The organism is Micromonospora sp. U21 (assembly GCF_018070045.1).
Taxonomy (GTDB): Bacteria; Actinomycetota; Actinomycetes; order Mycobacteriales; family Micromonosporaceae; genus Micromonospora.
The window spans coordinates 287,983-307,355 of the sequence record NZ_JAGPYK010000001.1; the positions used below are offsets into that span (position 1 = coordinate 287,983).

19 protein-coding genes are annotated in these 19,373 nt (G+C 73.1%); 14 read left to right on the plus strand and 5 right to left on the minus strand.

Features of this window, described 5'->3' with window-relative positions:
- Positions 1-62 precede the first annotated feature (62 nt).
- Positions 63-506 carry a MarR family transcriptional regulator gene (locus tag KBX63_RS01440; protein ID WP_307871577.1) on the minus strand — a complete coding sequence of 148 codons (444 nt, stop codon included), beginning with the start codon at positions 504-506 and terminating at the stop codon, positions 63-65.
- A 25-nt stretch (positions 507-531) separates the two neighbouring features.
- Complete coding sequence (locus KBX63_RS01445) at positions 532-2,244, minus strand: alkaline phosphatase D family protein (protein WP_210906982.1); 1,713 nt, start codon at positions 2,242-2,244, stop codon at positions 532-534.
- Between the two features lie 83 nt (positions 2,245-2,327).
- On the opposite strand from KBX63_RS01445, the gene ftsY reads away from it, so the two are divergent.
- From ftsY to ffh, 8 genes are all read left to right on the plus strand, one after another.
- The gene (ftsY, locus tag KBX63_RS01450; RefSeq protein WP_210906984.1) at positions 2,328-3,518 is read left to right on the plus strand and encodes a signal recognition particle-docking protein FtsY; all 1,191 of its coding nucleotides are present in this window, start codon (positions 2,328-2,330) and stop codon (positions 3,516-3,518) included.
- Between the two features lie 6 nt (positions 3,519-3,524).
- The gene (locus KBX63_RS01455) at positions 3,525-4,388 is read left to right on the plus strand and encodes an aminoglycoside phosphotransferase family protein (RefSeq protein ID WP_172898993.1); all 864 of its coding nucleotides are present in this window, start codon (positions 3,525-3,527) and stop codon (positions 4,386-4,388) included.
- A 223-nt stretch (positions 4,389-4,611) separates the two neighbouring features.
- The gene (locus tag KBX63_RS01460; protein WP_210906986.1) at positions 4,612-6,024 is read left to right on the plus strand and encodes an ammonium transporter; all 1,413 of its coding nucleotides are present in this window, start codon (positions 4,612-4,614) and stop codon (positions 6,022-6,024) included.
- Positions 6,025-6,049: 25 nt separating this feature from the next.
- Positions 6,050-6,388 (plus strand): P-II family nitrogen regulator, encoded by a 339-nt coding sequence (locus KBX63_RS01465; protein WP_174537509.1) that lies wholly within the window; start codon positions 6,050-6,052, stop codon positions 6,386-6,388.
- Positions 6,389-6,404: 16 nt separating this feature from the next.
- A complete protein-coding gene (locus KBX63_RS01470) occupies positions 6,405-8,681 on the plus strand; it encodes a [protein-PII] uridylyltransferase (RefSeq protein ID WP_210906988.1) in 2,277 nt (758 codons plus the stop codon).
- Between the two features lie 566 nt (positions 8,682-9,247).
- Complete coding sequence (locus KBX63_RS01475) at positions 9,248-10,414, plus strand: sensor histidine kinase (RefSeq protein WP_247661439.1); 1,167 nt, start codon at positions 9,248-9,250, stop codon at positions 10,412-10,414.
- Positions 10,411-11,067, plus strand: coding sequence for a response regulator transcription factor (locus tag KBX63_RS01480; RefSeq protein WP_089017283.1), 657 nt, complete (start codon positions 10,411-10,413; stop codon positions 11,065-11,067). The genes KBX63_RS01475 and KBX63_RS01480 overlap by 4 nt, the downstream gene beginning before the upstream one ends.
- Before the next feature lie 171 nt (positions 11,068-11,238).
- Positions 11,239-12,807 carry a signal recognition particle protein gene (gene ffh / locus KBX63_RS01485; RefSeq protein ID WP_210906992.1) on the plus strand — a complete coding sequence of 523 codons (1,569 nt, stop codon included), beginning with the start codon at positions 11,239-11,241 and terminating at the stop codon, positions 12,805-12,807.
- 93 nt (positions 12,808-12,900) lie between these two features.
- On the opposite strand, the gene KBX63_RS01490 is transcribed toward ffh, so the two are convergent.
- Complete coding sequence (locus KBX63_RS01490; RefSeq protein ID WP_159451090.1) at positions 12,901-13,062, minus strand: hypothetical protein; 162 nt, start codon at positions 13,060-13,062, stop codon at positions 12,901-12,903.
- A complete protein-coding gene (rpsD, locus tag KBX63_RS01495; RefSeq protein ID WP_210906994.1) occupies positions 13,059-13,670 on the minus strand; it encodes a 30S ribosomal protein S4 in 612 nt (203 codons plus the stop codon). The genes KBX63_RS01490 and rpsD overlap by 4 nt, the downstream gene beginning before the upstream one ends.
- Positions 13,671-13,812: 142 nt before the next feature.
- On the opposite strand from rpsD, the gene KBX63_RS01500 reads away from it, so the two are divergent.
- On the plus strand, positions 13,813-14,892 hold the full coding sequence (locus KBX63_RS01500) for an amidohydrolase family protein (RefSeq protein WP_210906996.1): 1,080 nt from the start codon (positions 13,813-13,815) through the stop codon (positions 14,890-14,892).
- 72 nt (positions 14,893-14,964) lie between these two features.
- On the opposite strand, the gene KBX63_RS01505 is transcribed toward KBX63_RS01500, so the two are convergent.
- On the minus strand, positions 14,965-15,567 hold the full coding sequence (locus KBX63_RS01505; protein ID WP_210906998.1) for a TetR/AcrR family transcriptional regulator: 603 nt from the start codon (positions 15,565-15,567) through the stop codon (positions 14,965-14,967).
- A 142-nt stretch (positions 15,568-15,709) separates the two neighbouring features.
- On the opposite strand from KBX63_RS01505, the gene proS reads away from it, so the two are divergent.
- The 5 genes from proS to rimM all read left to right on the plus strand — a co-directional run bounded on the left by proS (position 15,710) and on the right by rimM (position 19,368).
- A complete protein-coding gene (proS, locus tag KBX63_RS01510) occupies positions 15,710-17,116 on the plus strand; it encodes a proline--tRNA ligase (RefSeq protein WP_210907000.1) in 1,407 nt (468 codons plus the stop codon).
- A gap of 72 nt (positions 17,117-17,188) precedes the next feature.
- Positions 17,189-17,836, plus strand: coding sequence for a DUF402 domain-containing protein (locus tag KBX63_RS01515; RefSeq protein ID WP_210907002.1), 648 nt, complete (start codon positions 17,189-17,191; stop codon positions 17,834-17,836).
- 242 nt (positions 17,837-18,078) lie between these two features.
- Complete coding sequence (rpsP, locus tag KBX63_RS01520; protein ID WP_210907003.1) at positions 18,079-18,582, plus strand: 30S ribosomal protein S16; 504 nt, start codon at positions 18,079-18,081, stop codon at positions 18,580-18,582.
- On the plus strand, positions 18,557-18,817 hold the full coding sequence (locus tag KBX63_RS01525) for an RNA-binding protein (RefSeq protein WP_172862164.1): 261 nt from the start codon (positions 18,557-18,559) through the stop codon (positions 18,815-18,817). The genes rpsP and KBX63_RS01525 overlap by 26 nt, the downstream gene beginning before the upstream one ends.
- Positions 18,817-19,368 carry a ribosome maturation factor RimM gene (gene rimM, locus KBX63_RS01530; RefSeq protein WP_210907005.1) on the plus strand — a complete coding sequence of 184 codons (552 nt, stop codon included), beginning with the start codon at positions 18,817-18,819 and terminating at the stop codon, positions 19,366-19,368. The genes KBX63_RS01525 and rimM overlap by 1 nt, the downstream gene beginning before the upstream one ends.
- The last annotated feature ends 5 nt before the right edge of the window (positions 19,369-19,373 follow it).

Sequence of the window (19,373 nt, forward strand, 5' to 3'; positions counted from 1 at the left end):
ATGTTTTAGTTGCCTAGAGCAACAACATGTCGGAGGGGAGCGACATTCCCCCGTCGTCGGCGTCAGATCCAGGAGTCGTTGAATCGACCGAGCAGCCGGGCGAACTCCTCGACGTCCCGGGCCGGCCAGCCGTCCAGGGCACGCAGGAACTCACCCAGCCGGGCGGACCGGGCGACATCGAACCGGCGCTGACCCTCCTCGGTGAGGCTGATCTGCGCGGCCCGCCGATCGCTGGGATCGGGGTCGCGGTTGACCAGGCCGAGCGCTTCCAGCCCGTTGATCTGCCGGCTCAGCGTCCCCTTGCCCACCCCGAGCAGTCCCGCCAACTCGGTCAACCGGATCGAGCCACTCCGGCGCAGCCAGAGCAGCAGCCCGTAGGTGTTCGGTTCGAGGTTCGGGTGCACCTCCCGGGCGATCTCCCAGGAGACCGCCCGACCACGACGCAGCAGGGCCGTCAGTTCGTGCTCGACCGCCCGGATCGGCTCCGGCAGGTGCTCGTCGTCCACGGCGTAGAGCCTACGGCGGGCCGGCTCAGCCGTTGCCGGAGAGCTGGCGGTGCATCACCGGGCGTAGCCGCCCGTCCGTCGTGGTGCCCTCGATGGTCACCTCAGCCGCGCGCCCCCGATGGGTCAGCGTGGCCACCGCGTTGCCGAAGTAGGGGCCGGCCAGCTTGCGCCAGCGCACCCCCGGGCGGCGGACACCGGCCGAGCGGGCCAGCGCCCGCGTCGCCCCCGCCGGGCCCGCCGACCAGCCGAGCCGCATCAGCGGACGGATACCGGCCGGCACCTGGTTGTGGATCGGCGAACAGGTGAGCTGGTGCACCGGAGTGACCACCGCCCGGTCGGCGAACCGGGCCCGGGCCACGTACGAGTGGTGCACATCCCCGGACAGCACGCTGATCGACGCCGGCGGGGCGTACGCCGGGCCGGCGCCGACCCGGGCGCCGGACCGGCTCGGGGTGCCGGTGCCGATCCGGGCGAAGGTCTCCGCGAGCGCCTCGAAGGAGCGCCGGAAGGCCGCCCAGTGCTCCAGGTCCAGAGCCCGGCGCAGCTTCTCCGCCCCGCTCGCCACCCAGGGCCGGCGCGAGTCGGCGAGCTTCTCGTTCCACGCCTCGATGTGGTGGATGCCCTGCGGCAGCAGCCAGGGCAGCGAGGCGCCAACCACCAGGTGGTCGTAGACCCCGTGCGCCTGGTCGAGGAACCAGGACCACTCACCCGGCGGCAGCATCGCCCGGTTGCCCCGGTCGAGCACCCGGCTGCCCCGGTTGTCCAGCATCACTAGCCGGGTCCGGCCCAGGTCCAGCGCGTAACTCCACTGGTACTGCACCGCGCGCCAACGCTCGGTGTCGTGCGCCAGGTCGGACTCCTGGTCGACCCGGTGCCCGAACTCGCGCAGCACGCCGGTGGCGTCCTCGGCGGCGGCGACCTTCGCGAAGACCGGGTCGGCGGCGATGTCGTCCGGGGAGAGGTTGCCCAGGTGCTGGTAGACCCAGTAGGAGGCGAGCCCGCTGCCGATCCGCTCGGACCACCACGGCTGCTCGCGGACCTCGGCCCGCCAGCCCGCCGAGGTGTTCCAGTCGTCGATGATCTCGTGGTCGTCGAAGATCATCACGCTCGGCACGGTGGAGAGCAGCCAGCGGATCTCCGGATCCCGCCAGGACTCCAGGTAGAGCTTCGTGTACTCGTCGAAGCTCACCACCTGGTCGGCCGGGGCGCCCTTCGGCCGCCGCCGGCGCCGGCGCAACAGCCGGCGCACCGTCGGCGAGGTGACATCGGCGTAGACCTGGTCGCCGAGCAGCACCAGGAGGTCGGGCAACTCGCTCGCCTCGGGGTCGGCCATCAACCGCCGGGCGTACGCATCCAGCGCGTCCGGCGGGAGCTTGCGGGTGGTGGCGTGCTGGGTGGTCTCCCGGCACGAGCCGAAGAGCAGACTGACCGGCTGGTCCAGGTCGTCGGCCGCCCGGGTGCGGATCACACTCGGCGGGAAGCCGCTGCTCGGCACCGGCCAGACCACCTCGTCGTCGACCAGCACCTCGTACGTGGTCGCGCTGTCCGGGGTGAGCCCCTGCACCACCACGAGCGCGTAGTGGTGGTCGTACGCCGAGAAGGTCGGTGCGGTGCCGGTGGCGCCGTCCGCGGTGCGGACGGTGACCACAGCGGGCGCCGCCGTCTCCACCCAGATGGTCGCCCGGGTGCCCACCACGCGCCGCAGGAGGGGGCCGATGAGCAGGTGTGCGGCGGGCATGCGGCCGAGCCTACCGCCGGTTCCCGGCACCGGCCGGGTGCGGTGGCTGGGACGCCGCGGCCGGCATCTGACAGGATTCCGGCATGGCCGAATATCTCGTCCTCGCTCTGGTCCTGCTCGGTGTGCTGATCGCCGGCACAGTCGGGCTGGTCGTGCCGCGATTGCGGCGGCGGCCCGAGCCCCCGCTGCCGCGCACCGAGGTCGACACCCGGGCCGAAGAGGACCTCGCCGGCCCGCCGGTCGAAGCACCGGAGTCCGATCTGTCCACCGGTGTCCTGGTCGAACCGCCGCCGGTGATCGAGGCGCCCGCGCCGGCCGTCGAGGTGCCCGAGCCGACCGCCGGGCGACTGGTCCGGCTCCGCTCGCGGCTGTCCCGCTCGCAGAACGTCTTCGGCAAGGGGCTGCTCGGCCTGCTCGCCCGCGACCACCTCGACGAGGACGTCTGGGAGGAGATCGAGGACAGCCTGATCACCGCCGACGTCGGCGTCGACGCCACCCGCGAGATCGTCGACCGGCTGCGCGAGCGCACCCGCGTGCTGGGCACCCGCTCGGCCTTCGAGCTGCGCGCACTGCTCGCCGCCGAGCTGGTCAACGCGCTCGACCCGAGCCTGGACCGGTCACTGCGGACCGCCCCGAAGGACGGCGTCCCGGCGGTGCTGCTGGTGGTCGGCGTCAACGGCGCCGGCAAGACCACCACCTGCGGCAAGATCGCGCGGGTGCTGGTGGCCGACGGCCGCACCGTGCTGCTCGGCGCCGCGGACACCTTCCGGGCCGCCGCCGCCGACCAGCTCGAGACCTGGGGGTCACGGGTCGGCGCGGAGACCGTCCGCGGTCCGGAGGCCGCGGACCCGGCCAGCGTCGCCTTCGACGCGGTCAAGCGCGGCATCGACACCGGCGTGGACACCGTGCTCATCGACACCGCCGGGCGGCTCCAGAACAAGGTCGGCCTGATGGACGAGCTGGGCAAGGTCAAGCGGGTGGTGGAGAAACAGGGCCCGATCGACGAGACGATCCTGATCCTCGACGCCACCACCGGCCAGAACGGCCTGGAGCAGGCCCGGGTGTTCACCGAGGTGGTCAACGTGACCGGCGTGGTGCTGACCAAGCTCGACGGCACCGCCAAGGGTGGCATCGTGATCGCCGTGCAGCGCAAGCTCGGCATCCCGGTGAAGCTCGTCGGCCTCGGTGAGGGCAAGGACGATCTGGCCCCGTTCGACCCGGCGCAGTTCGTCGACGCGTTGCTGGGCACCGAGGCCGCCGGACGGGACGCGTAGTCTCGGGTGACCACTGACGATCGCGCGTACGCGGGCTGGCGCGACCCCGGCCACCCCTCGCAGCGCCTCGGGAGACCGTACGTGACTTCGCAGGAGATCCCGCTGCACGGCGGCAACGTGAGCACCGTGGTCCGGGTCGGTGACACGGTCCGCCGCAACGCCGGGCCGTGGACCCCGTCCGTGCACGCCCTGCTGAGGCACCTGGAGTACGTCGGGTTCACCGGCGCCCCCCGGGCGCTCGGCATGGACGAGCGCAACCGCGAGGTGCTGTCGTACCTGGAGGGGGAGTGCGGGGAGTACCCGCTCGCCCCGCACTGGGTGACCGACGAGGCGCTGGTCACCGTGGCCACCATGCTGCGGATGTTCCACGACGCGCAGTACGGCTTCACCCCACCGCCCGGGGCGGTCTGGCGCTCGTTCGGGCCCCCGCCTCCGGACACGGAGGTGATCTGCCACCACGACGCGGCGCCGCACAACGTGATCTGGCGGCCGGACGGCACGCTCGGGCTGATCGACTTCGACCTGGCCTCGCCGGGCTCCCGGATCTACGACGTGGCGTACGCGGCCTGGACCTGGGTGCCGATCTTCGCCGACCGCGACTCGATCACGCTGGGCTGGAAGCGCCCGGACCGGCCGCGCCGGCTGCGGCTCTTCGCCGACGCGTACGGGCTGATTCCCCGGGACCGGCACCGGCTGATCCGGACCATCCGCAAGCGCATCGTCGACCACGTCGAGGGGATCCGTCGGATGGCCGCCGCCGGGGAGCCGGCGTTCGTCCGGATCGTGCACAAGGGGCACCTGCGCCGGCCGATGCGTGATCTGCGGCTGCTCGACTACGAGCGGCACGCCCTGGAGAACGCCCTCCGCTGAGCGCGGGGCCGGTCGGCTCCGGTCCAATCCGCGGGCGGGTCGATCGATGGGTCGGGCCGGACGGCGGACTTCGTGACACGTACGAAACAACCCGTCACGAAACGGAAACCGGCCCGGGACCCTGGGTGAAACAGCCGGCCGCGAAGCTTCCGCCCAACCGGCCTACGGGCGACGCTGCCCCGGAAAGCCGCGAAGGAGGGAACTTCACCTTTAGGAGGCCAGCGTGCCTGAAGCACCGACGATCGACGGCGCCAATACCGTTTGGCTGCTGGTTTCGACCGCGCTCGTGCTGCTCATGACCCCCGGACTGGCGCTGTTCTACGGCGGTCTCAACCGGGCCAAGGGCGTACTCAACATGATGATGATGAGCTTCTCCGCCATCGGGCTCATCTCTGTTCTGTGGTGGTTCTACGGCTTCAGCGTCGCCTTCGGGACCGACGTGAACGGCTTCTGGGGCGACCCGGGCGCGTACCTCGGCACCAAGACCTTCCTCGCCGAGACCGACCTCTGGGGCGCCACGGCGGAGAACCCCAGCGGCATCGGGGTTCCGCTCTACGTGTTCATGGCGTTCCAGATGGTCTTCGCGGTGATCACCGTCGCGCTGATCAGCGGTGCCATCGCCGACCGGGCCAAGTTCGCCGGCTGGCTGCTGTTCGCCTTCGGCTGGGCCACCCTGGTCTACTTCCCGGTCGCGCACTGGGTCTGGGGCGGCGGGATCATCGGCGGCGACATCCACGCGCTGGACTTCGCCGGTGGCACCGCGGTGCACATCAACGCCGGTGCGGCCGCCCTGGCCGTGGCGCTGGTGCTCGGCAAGCGGCTCGGCTGGCCGCGTGAGGGCATGAAGCCGCACAACATCCCGCTGGTCGCGCTCGGCGCCGGCCTGCTGTGGTTCGGGTGGTTCGGGTTCAACGCCGGCTCGGAGCTGACCGTCGACTCGGTCGCCGGGCTCGCCTTCATCAACACCCAGCTCGCCACGGCGGCCGCGGTGCTCGGCTGGATCGCGGTCGAATGGATCAAGGACCGGAAGCCGACCATGGTCGGTGCCTCGTCCGGCGCGGTCGCCGGCCTGGTCGCCATCACCCCGGCCTGTGGTTTCATCGCCCCCTGGGCGGCCGTCCTGCTCGGCATCGTCGCCGGGGTCGTGTGTGCGCTCGCCGTCAGCCTCAAGTACAAGCTGGGCTACGACGACTCCCTCGACGTGGTCGGCGTGCACTTCGTCGGCGGCTGGATCGGCTCGCTCTGGCTCGGCCTCTTCGCCACCAACTCGGTCAACGCCGCGATCAGCGATGTGGTGGGCGCCTCCGACGGCCTCTTCTACGGTGGCGGCGTCACCCAGCTCGGACGGCAGGCGCTCGCCGGTCTGATCGTCTCGGTCTGGTCGTTCGCCATCGCCTGGGCGCTCGCCTTCGTCATCGAGAAGACGATCGGCTTCCGCGTGAAGGGTGAGGCCGAGGTGGAGGGCATCGACATCGCCGAGCACGCCGAGAGCAGCTACGACCTGTCCCCGGCGGGCGGCGGCACGGGCAGCGCGTTCGCGATGGCCGGCATCGGCACCCCCGGTGGCGGCGCGACGAGCGATGCCAAGCCGGAGGCGGATTCCGCCGAGCCGGTCAGCGCGAAGGTCGCCGGTTAACGTTCCTGGGATGGAGGGGTTGGACATGAAGCTGGTGACCGCGGTCATCAAGCCGTACCAGCTGGACGCGGTGAAGGAGGCTCTGCACGCCCTCGGGGTGGCCGGGCTGACCGTCAGCGAGGTCCAGGGGTACGGGCGGCAGAAGGGGCACACCGAGGTCTACCGGGGTGCCGAGTACACGGTCGAGTTCCTGCCCAAGATCCGGGTCGAGGTGCTCACCGACGAGATCGACGTGGACAAGATCGTAGACGCCATCGTCGGGGCCGCCCGCACGGGCAAGATCGGCGACGGCAAGGTCTGGGTCACCGGTGTCGAGGAGGTCGTCCGGGTGCGTACCGGCGAACGCGGCCTCGACGCGCTCTGACCGGGCCACGACCGACATGACCTCGTTGATCAGGCGGAACGCGTTGGGGCACGCCGGCGACGGCGACGCGGGCCGCCTGATCAACGAGGTCGTCGGCGTACCCGGGGGGATCGGCGAGCCGGCCCGCCTGGCCCGTGCGGCGGCGTACGACGATTTCCTGCGCGGGTTGCTGCCGGCCCGTGAGGGCGTGGCGCTGCTCGCCGTCGGTGGGCTGGGCCGGCGACAGTGCGCCCCCTACGGTGACCTCGACCTGGTGCTGCTGCACGCCGGAGTGTCCGGGACGGACGAGCTGGCCGCCGCGCTCTGGTACCCGATCTGGGACGCCGGCCTGCGGCTGGATCACTCGGTGCGGACCGTCGCCGAGGCGCTGTCGGTGGCCCAGGACGACGTCAAGGTCGCCCTCGGGCTGCTCGACGCCCGGCTGGTGGCCGGCGACCGCGCGCTGGCCGACGCGCTGATCCGTACCGCCGCCGACCACTGGCGCCGGACCGCCGTCCGCCAGCTGCCCGGTCTGCGGGAGGTCACCGCCGCCCGCTGGCAGGCTCACGGCGAGCTGGCCTTCCTGCTGGAGGGCGACCTCAAGGAGGCCGCCGGCGGGCTGCGCGACGTGGGGCTGTTGCGGGCGATCTCCGCCGCGGGGATCACCGACGCGCTGCGTCCCGCCGTACGCGCCGCTCACCTGCGTCTGCTGGACACCCGGGACGCCCTGCACCAGCAGGTCGGTCGCCGGGTTGACCGGCTGGTCGCCCAGGAGCGCGACGGGGTGGCCGCGCTCCTCGCCCTGGAGGACGGCGACGCCCTCCTGCGCCGGGTCGCCGGGGACGCCCGCACGGTCAGCCACGCCCTGGACGACGCCTTCCGGGCCGCCGACCGGCTGCGCTCCGGCCGCTTCCGGGGCGGGAACGGCCGCCCGGTGCGCCGCCCGGTGGCCCGGGACGTGGTCGAGCACGACGGCGAGCTGGTGCTCGCCCGTACGGCGATCGGAGCGCGCCCCGACCCGAGCCTGTCGCTACGGGTGGCCGCCGCCGCGGCCGCCACCCGGCTACCGATCGCCCGCGCGACCTGCGAGTGGCTGGCGGCGTACTGCCCGCCGCTGCGCGCGCCCTGGCCGGCCGAGGCCCGGGCCGCGCTGATCACCCTGCTCGGCGCCGGTCCAGGCCTGGTGCCGGCCTGGGAAACCTGCGACCGGTACGGGCTGGTCGACGGCTGGCTGCCCGAGTGGGCCCGGCTGCGGAGCCTGCCGCAGCACAACCCGGTGCACCGGTACACCCTCGACCGGCACCTGGTGCAGGCCGCTCACGAGGCCAGCCGGCACTCCCGCGAGGTGGATCGTCCGGACCTGCTGCTCCTCGGCGCACTGCTGCACGACATCGGCAAGGGACTACCCGGGGATCACAGCGCGGTCGGTGTGCCGCTGGCCGAGGCGGTGGCGACCCGGATCGGTCTGCCCGCCGGGGAGGTCGAGCTGATCGGCACGCTGGTCCGGCTGCACCTGCTGCTGCCCGACGTGGCCACCCGCCGGGACCTGACCGACCCGGTGACCATCACAGCGGTGGCCGAGGCGGTCGGCGACACCGGCACACTCGACCTGCTGCACGCGCTGGTCCGCGCGGACGCGGCGGCCACCGGGCCGGCGGCCTGGTCGGACTGGAAGGGCCGACTGGTCGCCGAGCTGGTCGCCCGGGTCCGCACCGCGCTGGACACCGGCGTGCTGCCCGAACCGCCGGCCCCCGACCCGGCGCTGTTGGCCGGGCCTCTGCCGGTCGTCCACCTGACCGGGGACCGGGTGGCGGTGGCCGCGGCGGACCGGCGGGGCCTGCTCGCCACCGTGGCCGGCTGCCTGGCCCTGCACCGGCTGGAAGTGATCTCCGCAGATGCCTCCGCGGTCGACGGCCGGGCCCTGGTCGAGTGCCGGGTGCAGCCACGCTACGGCCTACCGCCGGACCCGGTCCCGCTCCGCGCCGACCTGCGTCGGGCGGTCGCCGGCGACGTGTCGGTCACCCAGCGGCTGCGCGGTCGTGCACTCACCGCACGGGGCGGTGGCGCGGACCCCCGGGTGGTCTGGCACCGCGAGGCGGCCACCGACGCCGTGCTGCTGGAGCTGCGCGCCGCCGACGCCGCCGGGCTGCTCTACCGGGTCACCTGTGCGCTCGACGAGGCGGGTGCCCTGGTCCGTGCCGCCCGCATTTCCACCCTCGGCGCCGACGTGGTCGACGCCTTCTACCTCGTCGGCGGCTGGCCGGACGACGCCACCCGGGCGCGCCTGGAGGCGGCGGTCCTCGCCGCCGTCTGACCCGCGATCGAATCCGCCCCGAAGCCCCGAAGCCGCGGCCGCTGCCCGCTGCCCGGCGCTGCGCTGTCCGACGCCCGCTGCCCGGCGTTGCGCGGCTCCCGGGCCACCGCGGGACCTCATCGCCTCGCTCGGCCCAGCAACCCCAGCCAGGGGGTGGACGTTGCCCGCCAGAAGTGATGCCTGCGGCCGGCACCGCGGCCGCCGCCGCTCTCCAGCTGCCGCGTGCCGCCGCACAATCGTCCTTTCGACCCTCGCGCCAGCCCGTCTCGCTCACAGCCGTTATACCTCAGAGTCATATTTATGCCCCAGAGTCATAACGCTCGCGGAGGTGTCCGCCCCCGGCCCGGCCGCGCTGAAGCCTTCCGGCCGCTCTCACCCCCGGCGGAACGCCGTGGCGCCGTTTGGAAGGACGCCGTCCAGAGGTGTGCCGTCAAGGCGGAACGGCGGCCGGCGGATGGCATGGGCCCGGCGGGTGGCGCGGGCCCGGCGGGTACGTCCGGGGGCGTAGCTGCGGTGCCGCTCGTGGACGCACGCCCGATGGCATCGGCGCGGGCAGAATGACGGCCATGCGACGCAGCGGGCAGCGAGGGTGGCGGGAGGCGACCGCTGACGTCGCGCTCGCCCTGGGGCTGCTCGGATTCGGACTGCTCGCCACCGGCCTGGCCGGGGACAACCAGCCGGAGTCGAGGCCGGTGGACGCCGCCTGCCGGGTGCTGATCGCGGTCGCCGCGCTGGCCCTGCTGGCCCGGCGGCGCGCCCCGGTCGCCACCCTCGCCGCGGTCACCGTGGCCACCACGACGTACCTGGTGCTCGGCTACCCGTACGGGCCGATCCTGCTCACCTTCCTGATCGCGGTGTACACCGTGGCGGTGCGGCTGCCAGTGCGGCCGGCGGCGCTCGCCACCGGCGGCGCGTTCGTGCTGCTGCTGGCGCACGTCTTCTGGTCCCGGGGCCCGGCGCCGGGCTGGGTCGGAGTGCTGCCCGCTTCGGCCTGGGCGGTCGTACCGTTCGCGGTGGGGATGGTGGTGCGGGTCAACCGCGAGGCGGTCGCCCGCAGCCGTGCCGAGCAGGCGCGCAGCCGCGCGGAGCAGGCCCGGCGGCAGGCCGACGAGGAGCGGCTGCGCATCGCGCAGGAGGTGCACGACGTGGTGGGGCACGGGCTGGCCGCGATCAGCATGCAGGCGGAGATCGCCCTGCACCTGCTGCCCAAACGGCCGGAGCAGGCGGAGACCGCGCTGACCGCGATCAGCCGGACCAGCCGGGAGGCACTGGACGAGCTGCGGGTCACCCTGGGCGCGGTGCGGCGGGGCGCGGAGCGTGGGCCAGTGCCCGGCCTGGCCCGGCTCCCAGTGCTGCGCGACCGGCTCGCCGGGGCCGGTCTCGGCGTCGAGCTGCGGGTGGTCGGTGATCCCCGGGAGGTGCCGGCGGCGGTGGACCTGGCCGCGTACCGGGTGGTGCAGGAGGCGTTGACCAACGTCCTGCGCCATGCCGGGGTGGCCAGTGCGGAGGTGACGGTCGGCTACCGCGCCGACGGGTTGACCGTCGAGGTCACCGACCGGGGCGCCGGTGCCGCCGGCGACGGGCTGGATCCCACCGACGACGGGACCGGGGGGCACGGTCTGGCCGGGATGCGGGAGCGGGTCGACGCGCTGGGTGGGCGGCTGGCCGTAGGGCCGCGCCCCGACGGCGGTTTCCGGGTGTACGCCCGGCTGCCGGTGGAGCCGTCCGCGTGATCCGGGTGCTGATCGCCGACGACCAGGACCTGGTCCGGCTCGGGCTGCGCGCGCTGGTGGAGAGCGAGGACGACCTGGCGCTGGCCGGCGAGGCGGCCGACGGGCTGCGGGCGGTGGAGCTGGCCCGCCGGGAACGGCCGGACGTGGTGCTGATGGACATCCGGATGCCGGGCATCGACGGGATCGAGGCCACGCGTCGGATCGTCGCCGACCCCGACCTGGCCGGCACGCGGGTGGTGGTGCTCACCACCTTCGAGCTGGACGAGTACGTCTTCGACGCGCTGCGGCACGGGGCGAGCGGGTTCCTCACCAAGGACACCCGGCCGGCCGAGCTGCTGCGGGCGATCCGGCTGGTCGCCGAGGGGGAGGCGTTGCTGTCGCCGTCGGTGACCCGGCGGGTGGTGCGGGAGTTCGCCACCCGGCCGTCCCGGGTGCCCCGTCCGCATCCGCGGCTCGACGCGCTCACCGATCGGGAGCGCCAGGTGGTCGGCCTGGTCGGTGAGGGGCTGAACAACGAGGAGATCGCCGCCCGGCTGGTGGTCAGCCCGGCGACCGCGCGGACCCACGTCAGCCGGGCGATGGGCAAGCTGGGAGCCCGGGACCGGGCCCAGCTCGTCGTCTTCGCGTACCAGTCGGGGCTGGTGTCCGGATGACCGCGACGGCGGCCCCGTGGGGGCGGCGGCCGGGCACGGCCGGGGCGGCCGGGACGCGCGCCGGGCCGGGCGACAGCGGCCGTGCGGCCGGCCCGCTACCCTTGCGGTGGTCGGACTCCGCACTGCCGGCCGCGTTGTGCCCGCCGGAACACTGACAAACGGGATGTTCGTGTGTTTGACACCTTGAGTGACCGCCTGTCCGGGATCTTCACCAAGCTCCGCGGCAAGGGGCGGCTCACCGACGCCGACATCGACGCCACGGCGCGCGAGATCCGCCTCGCGCTGCTGGAGGCGGACGTCGCGCTGCCGGTCGTCAAGGGCTTCATCGCGAACGTCAAGGAGCGGGCCCGCAGCTCCGAGGTCTCGCAGGCGCTGAACCCGGCCCAGCAGATCATCAAGATCGTCAACGAAGAGCTGATCAACGTGCTCGGCGGCGAGGGCCGGCGGCTCCAGTTCGCCAAGCAGTCCCCGACGGTGATCATGCTGGCCGGCCTCCAGGGTTCCGGTAAGACCACCCTCGCCGGCAAGCTGGCCCGCTGGCTCAAGGGCCAGGGGCACCAGCCGCTGCTGGTCGCCGCCGACCTCCAGCGTCCCAACGCCGTCGGGCAGCTCCAGGTGCTCGGTGGCCGGGCCGGCGTCGAGGTGTACGCCCCCGAGCCGGGCAACGGCGTCGGTGACCCGGTCCAGGTGGCCCGCGCGTCGATCGAGCACGCGAAGCGGGCGGCCCGGGACATCGTCATCGTCGACACGGCCGGCCGGCTGGGCATCGACGCCGAGATGATGCAGCAGGCCGCCGACATCCGCGACGCGGTCCAGCCGGACGAGGTCATCTTCGTCATCGACGCGATGGTCGGTCAGGACGCCGTCCGCACCGCCGAGGCGTTCCGTGACGGTGTCGGCATCACCGGCGTGGTGCTCTCCAAGCTCGACGGCGACGCCCGTGGTGGCGCCGCGCTGTCGGTGCGCGAGGTGACCGGGCAGCCGATCCTGTTCGCCTCCACCGGCGAGAAGCTGGAGGACTTCGACGTCTTCCACCCCGACCGGATGGCCAGCCGGATCCTCGGCATGGGCGACGTCCTCACTCTGATCGAGCAGGCCGAGCAGGCCTTCGACTCGGATCAGAAGGAGAAGATGACCGCCAAGCTGATGGGCGGTGAGCAGTTCACGCTGGAGGACTTCCTCGACCAGCTCATCGCGGTACGCCGGATGGGGCCGATCGCCAACGTGCTGGCCATGATGCCCGGCATGGGGCAGATGAAGGACCAGCTGGCCGATCTTGACGACACCCACTTCGACCGGGTCACCGCGATCATCCGGTCGATGACCCCGGGCGAGCGGACCAACCCGAAGATCATCAATGGCTCCCGCCGGGCGCGCATCGCCAACGGCTCCGGGGTCACCGTGATGGACGTCAACCAGCTGCTCAACCGCTTCGCCGACGCGCAGAAGATGATGAAGCAGATGGGCGGCATGATGGGCCTGCCCGGCGGTGGCCGCCGCAAGGCGACCAAGAGCCCCAAGAACAAGCGGAAAAACGCGAAGGGCTCGCAGCGTTCGCGGGGTGCCGGGCAGAGTGGTGCCGCTCCGCGCGTTGGCGCCGGCGGCTTCCCGGGTGGGATGCCGCAGCTTCCGCCGGGGATGGACCCCAACGACCTGGCCGGCGGTCAGGGCCTGCCGCCCGGCTTCAAGCTCCCGAAGATCGACTTCAACAAGCTCGGCAAGGGCGACGGCAAGCGCTGACCTCGGGTGGCCGGCGCGCGTCGCCGGCCCCCGGGTCCCTTCGGACCTCCCGGTCGGCCGGCCGGCACCCGGCGCCGCCGGGCCGACCGCGGGTCACCGTTCCCGCGACCGCTTCGGCGGACGCTGACCCAGGAGGCTCTCCCGCCGTGCCTCCTTGTGCTCGGCGCGACGCCGTTGCCGCGGCGTCAGCTCCGGCCGCCCGCTCTGCCGCAGGTAGGTGGGCACCCGCCGGTCGTTCGGAATCGGCATGCTCATCGTGCGACCTCCTCGTTCGAGTGGACGGCGAGGGGGATGTCCCGCAACGCGGGCACCTCCTGCCGTTGCGGCTCCCGGGTCAGGGTCGCGGTGAACCGCTCCGAACTGACCTCCAGGTACGGCGGTGCGTCACCCTCGGAGTGCTCGGCCATGGCGATGGCGACCGGCGCTCGGCACTGCCGGTCCGCGCGCACCTCGATTGTCTGCCCCGGCTGGACCAGGTACGACGAACGGTTGACCTTGCCACCGTCGACGGTGAACGTGTTGTGGGCGACGAGGTCCCGCGCCGCGTCGACCGAGGGCGCGAAACCAGCCCGGTGTACCAGCGCGTCGATCCGCTGTTCCAACTGTCCGACCAGGTTCTCCGTCGTGTCGCCCGGCTGCCGGCCGGCCGTCACCACCGCGCGGGCCAGCTGCCGCACGCGCAGCTCGTACGCCGCCCGGACCTGCCGCTGATCATTGTCGCTCAGCTGGTACCCGCGCGGGGCGCGCCGCGGCCCGCCGCGTACGCCGATCGGGTGCCGGTGGCGGCGCATCAGGTGGCCGTACGCCGGATACAGCGGGACCTCGTCGGTCGGCGAGGGTCGTGCCTTGGTCCGGACAGCCATCTTTCCTCCCTGGTCCTCGGGTTCGACCACCGTCCACCGCTACCGGGTGAGGCGGCCCCACCCGGTTCGGGTGAAGCCGCCGTGGCCGGCCGGCTCCGGCCCGGCGCGGCACGGCGGGGGGTGATCCGGTAGGACTGTGCACATGGCTCTGCATGTGCGCGGTGTGCTCCTGCCGGACGACGAGGTCCGGGACCTGTGGCTGGTCGGCGACCGGGTCACCTTCGAACCGGTGCCCGGCGCGGAGACGGTGGTCGACGGCGGTTTCGTCCTGCCCGGCCTGGTCGACGCGCACTGCCACATCGGCATCGCCCGCGGCGGCGCCCCGATCACCTCCCTCGACCAGGCCCGCGAGCTGGCCCGCGTCGACCGCGACGCCGGGGTGCTGGCAATCCGGGACGCCGGCTCGCCGTACCCGTACCCCGAGTTGGACGACGAGCCGGACCTGCCGCGACTGGCCCGCGCCGGCCGGCACGTCGCGCCGCCGAAGCGCTACCTGCGCGACATCGGGGTGGAGGTCGGCGCCGCCGAGGTGGCCGCGACGGTCGCGGCCCAGGCGCGGGCCGGCAACGGCTGGGTCAAGCTGGTCGGCGACTGGATCGACCGCGGCGTGGGCGACCTGGCGCCGGCCTGGGACGCGGACACGCTCACCGCGGCCGTGCGGGCCGCGCACGACGCCGGGGTACGCGCCGCGGTGCACACCTTCTCCGAGTCGGCCGTGGAGATCATGGTGCGGGCCGGGGTGGACTCGGTGGAGCACGGCACGGGGCTGAGCCTCGACCTGATCGACGAGATGGCCCGCCAGGGCACCGCGCTCGTCCCCACGATGATCAACATTGCCACCTTCGGCGGCATCGCCGAGCAGGCGCGGGCCAAGTTCCCCGGGTACGCCGAGCACATGCTGGCGCTGCGCGACGGCTTTCCCGAGGTGGTGCGTGCCGCGCACGAGGCGGGCGTGCCGATCTACGTGGGCACCGACGCCGGCGGCGGCATCGACCACGGGCTGGCCGCCGAGGAGATGCTGCTGCTGCACGAGCGGGCCGGGATGGCGCCGCTCGACGTGCTGGCCGCCGCCTCCTGGGGCGCCCGGGAATGGCTCGGCTTCCCCGGTCTCGTCGAGGGCGGTCTCGCCGACCTGACCGTCTACCCCGAGGATCCGCGCCGCGACCTGCGCGTCGTCCGCGCCCCGTCCCGCACCATCCTGCGCGGTCGCGTCATCCGCTGACGCTGCGCGGGATCGCTCCCGGACGGTGCCAGCGCTGCAAGATCCCGCCCGGTGCCGGGCTGGTCCGTGGGGTCAGCGGGGTGGGCGGGCGGCCGTCAGGAAAAGACGTACGGCCAGGTCGGCCAGGGCCGTGGCGGTCTGGTCGATCGGGCCCCGGGGGAGCACGATGTGGCTGACCACCAGGCGGACGATGGTGTCGGCGGCGAAGGCCAGCGCGGCGGGGTCGGCTTCCGGCAGGTGGTCGCCGACCCACTCGATCAGCGCGCCGGACGCCTCGGTGAGCACCACCTCGGCCCGGGTGGTCAGGTACGGCAGCAGCTCGTCCGAGCCGCCCCGGGCACTGGTCAGGATCGCCTTGACCAGTGGGTTGTCCGCCGCCGCGGCGAGGGTGTGCGCGATCGCCGCGTACGCGCCGGCCCGGACGTCGGGACCGTGCGCGACCAGGGCGCCCCGGACGTCGCCGACGAAGCGGTCCACCTCCCGCCGGGCGAGCGCCTCGGCCAGGCCGGCCTTGCTGCCGAACTCGTTGTAGACGGTCTGCCGGCTCACCCCGGCCGCGGATGCCACGCCGCCCATGCGTACCGCGTCCCAGCCGGCGGCGATGGCCCGCCCGCGGGCGGCGTCCACGATCGTGTCCCGCAGCCGCTGGCGCGGGGAGTCGGTCGATGCAGTCATGGTGGTCGAAGTCTACGATCGCCCCGTCAGCATGCGCAGGGGCCGATACAGTCGCTGCCGGGAGCGGGTGCGGAAGACCAGGCGGACGGCGCGTCGACTCCCGGGCGCGGCGGCTGCCGCGCGGCGCATAGGATGTGCGGTCATGGCACGCGTGCTCACTCCCCGTGCGGAGGACTTCCCCCGCTGGTACCAGGACCTGATCGCCAAGGCGAAGCTGGCCGACAACGGCCCGGTCCGCGGCACCATGGTCATCCGCCCGGCCGGCTACGCCATCTGGGAACGGATGCAGGCCGAGATGGACGCCCGGATCAAGGCGGCGGGTGCGGAGAACGCGTACTTCCCGCTGTTCATTCCGGAGAGCTACCTCAAGCGCGAGGCCCAGCACGTCGAGGGCTTCTCGCCGGAGCTTGCGGTGGTCACCCACGGTGGCGGCAAGCAGCTCGCCGAGCCGGTGGTGGTGCGCCCCACCAGCGAGACGGTGATCGGCGAGTTCATGGCCAAGTGGATCGACTCGTACCGGGACCTGCCGCTGCTGCTCAACCAGTGGGCCAACGTGGTTCGGTGGGAGCTGCGCCCACGGATCTTCCTGCGCACCAGCGAGTTCCTCTGGCAGGAGGGGCACACCGCGCACGCCACCCGCGAGGACGCCCGGGCGTACGCCCGGCGGATCCTGCACGAGGCGTACGAGGACCTGATGGTCAACGTGATCGGCATCCCGGTGGTGGTGGGCCTGAAGACGGCCCGCGAGCGGTTCGCCGGTGCGACCGCCACGTACACCTGCGAAGGCATGATGGGCGACGGCAAGGCGCTCCAGCTGGGCACCAGCCACGAGCTGGGCCAGAACTTCGCCAAGGCGTTCGACATCAGCTACTCGTCCGCCGAGGGCGGCCGGGAGCACGCCTGGACGACCTCCTGGGGCACCTCGACCCGGATGCTGGGCGGCCTGATCATGGCGCATGGCGACGACAACGGCCTGCGGGTGCCGCCGAGGCTGGCCCCGATCCAGGCGTACGTCATGATCGTCAAGGACGGTGAGGGCGTCGCCGAGGCGGCTGCCAAGCTCCGCGACGGCCTGCGCGACGCCGGTGTCCGGGTCGCGCTGGACGACCGCACCGACACCGCGTTCGGCCGCCGGGCCGTCGACGCCGAGCTGCGCGGCTATCCGGTACGCGTCGAGGTCGGCCCTCGGGACCTGGCCGTGGGCAACGCGACGGTGGTGCGTCGCACCGACGGCTCGAAGTCCCCGACGCCGGTGGCCGACGTGGTCGGCGCGGTGCTGGCCGCGCTGGAGACCGACCAGCAGGTGCTGCACGACCAGGCGCTGGCCAACCGCGAGTCGCGCACGGTGGAGGTGGCCACCCTGGCCGAGGCGATCGAGGCCGCCGCGAACGGCTGGGCCCGGGTGCCGTGGTCGGCGGTCGGCGTGGCCGGCGAGGCCGCCGCGAACGGCCAGGGCGTCACGGTGCGCTGCCTGCTTCGCGCCGACGGCTCGGTGCCGGACTCCGAGGACGAGCCCGACCTGATCGCCATCCTCGCCCGCGCCTACTGAGGTAAGGAAGGGCACCTTCTTAACGCCTGCGGTAGAGGAAGGGCCCCCTGTTAACAGCCCGGAGGTGGTGGAGTGCGCTTCGAGTCGGGTCGGTTGATCATGCACCGCAGCGTGCGACGCGGCCGGATCGGGTGGGTCCGGCCGGGCCGGGTGGTCAGCGACGACGAGCGGGGTCTGCTGGTCTGGATCGCCCGGGACTCGCCGGTCGCCCACGAGGTGACCGAGGCGGGGCTGGGGATGCGGGCGATGCCGTTCGCGCAGTGGATCTCGTCGGCGTACCGGCTGGAGCACGGGCGCTGGAACGGGCCGCCGCTGCTGAAGTTCCTGCCCACCGGTGCGGCGCACTCCGTCTGGTGGTTCCGGGACGCGCAGGGCCGGTTCGCCCACTGGTACGTCAACCTGGAGGAGCCCGGCGTGCGCTGGGACGACGGCCCGGTGGCGGGCGTCGACGTGGTGGACCAGGACCTCGACGTGGTGGTGCGCCCGGACCGTAGCTGGCAGTGGAAGGACGAGGAGGAGTTCGTCGAGCGCCTCGACTTCCCGGACGACTACTGGGTGACCGACGAGAAGGCGGTCCGGGCCGAGGGGGAGCGGGTGATCGCGCTCGCCGAGGCCGGTGAGTTCCCGTTCGACGGCACCTGGTGCGACTTCGTGCCTCCGGCCGACTGGGATGTACCGGACGAACTTCCACTGGGCTGGGACCGCCCGCCGGTGCGCTGAGAGGGTGTTCCGGGTCACCGGTCCGGGCGAGCCGGGTGCGGTGTCCGGGTCCGGTGCGAGAGATCGGCGTCGGATCTGGCAGAATGGGTCGCTGGTATCCGGCGCGCGTCCGGCGCCCTCTAACCCGGGCGCGTCGCCAGTCCACCGAGTAGTCTCCGGCCCAACCCCACTGTGCCGTCGGCGCTCACCCATACACACCGCCCGTGCCGGGCTGGTGAGATCGCAACAGGAGCGAAACAACTGTGGCCGTAAAGATCCGGCTCCTGCGGATGGGTAAGATCCGCAACCCGCAGTACCGCATTGTCATCGCCGACTCGCGCACCAAGCGTGACGGCCGGGCGATCGAGTTCGTCGGGGTGTACCAGCCGAAGGAGGACCCTTCGGTCATCGAGGTCAAGTCGGAGCGGGTCCAGTACTGGCTGTCCGTCGGCGCTCAGCCGAGCGAGGCGGTGCAGCGGCTGCTGGAGCTGACCGGTGACTGGCAGAAGTACAAGGGCCTGCCGGCCCCGCCGCCGCTGAAGGTCGCCCCCGAGCGGGCCGACCGCAAGGCGGCGTACGAGGCTGAGGCGAAGGCCGCCGCCGGGCTCGCCCCGGAGACCCCGGCCAAGCCGGCCAAGAAGGCTGCCAAGGCCGCTGAGGCGCCGAAGACCGAGGCTCCGAAGGCCGAGGCTCCGGCTGAGGCGCCGAAGACCGAGGCTCCGGCCGAGGCCCCGGCTGCCGCTGCCGACGCCGGTGAGCAGGCCTGACATGCCTCTGCGTCCGGCGTTGGAGCACCTGGTCAAGGGCATCGTCGACCACCCGGACGACGTCCGGGTGCGGATGGTCGATTCCCGTCGGGGCAAGCGGCTGGAAGTCCGCGTGCACCCCGAGGACCTCGGCACTGTGATCGGGCGGTCCGGCCGGACCGCCAAGGCGCTGCGCCAGGTGATCGGCTCCATCGGCGGGCGCGGAGTACGCGTCGACATCGTCGACTCGTACTGATGCAGCTCGTCGTCGGCAGGATCGGCAAGCCGCACGGTGTCCGCGGTGAGGTCACCGTGGAGGTGCGGACCGACGAGCCCGAAGCACGGTTCGCCCCAGGTTCGGTGCTGCGCACCGAGCCTGGGGCGGTTCCGCCGCCCGCGGACGGGCCCGGGGTGCCGTTCCGGGTTCCTACCGAGCTGACCATCGAGGAGTCCCGCTTCCACCAGGGCCGGATCCTGGTCGCGTTCGCCGGGATACCGGACCGCAACACCGCCGAGGCGCTGCGCGGGACCCTGCTCGTGGTGGACAGCGCCGACGTGGAGCCGCCGGAGGACCCGGAGGAGTTCCACGACCACCAGCTCGTCGGGCTGGCCGTGGTCACCCCGGCCGGCGAGCGGCTGGGCGAGGTGGCCCGGATCGACCACGCAGCCTCCTCCGACCTGCTGGTGCTGCGACGCCCCGAGGGGCGTACCGCGTTGATCCCGTTCGTCCGGGAGATCGTTCCGGAGGTCGACCTGGCCGGTGGACGTGTGATCGTCGACCCGCCGGCCGGACTGCTCGATCTTTAGGTGGA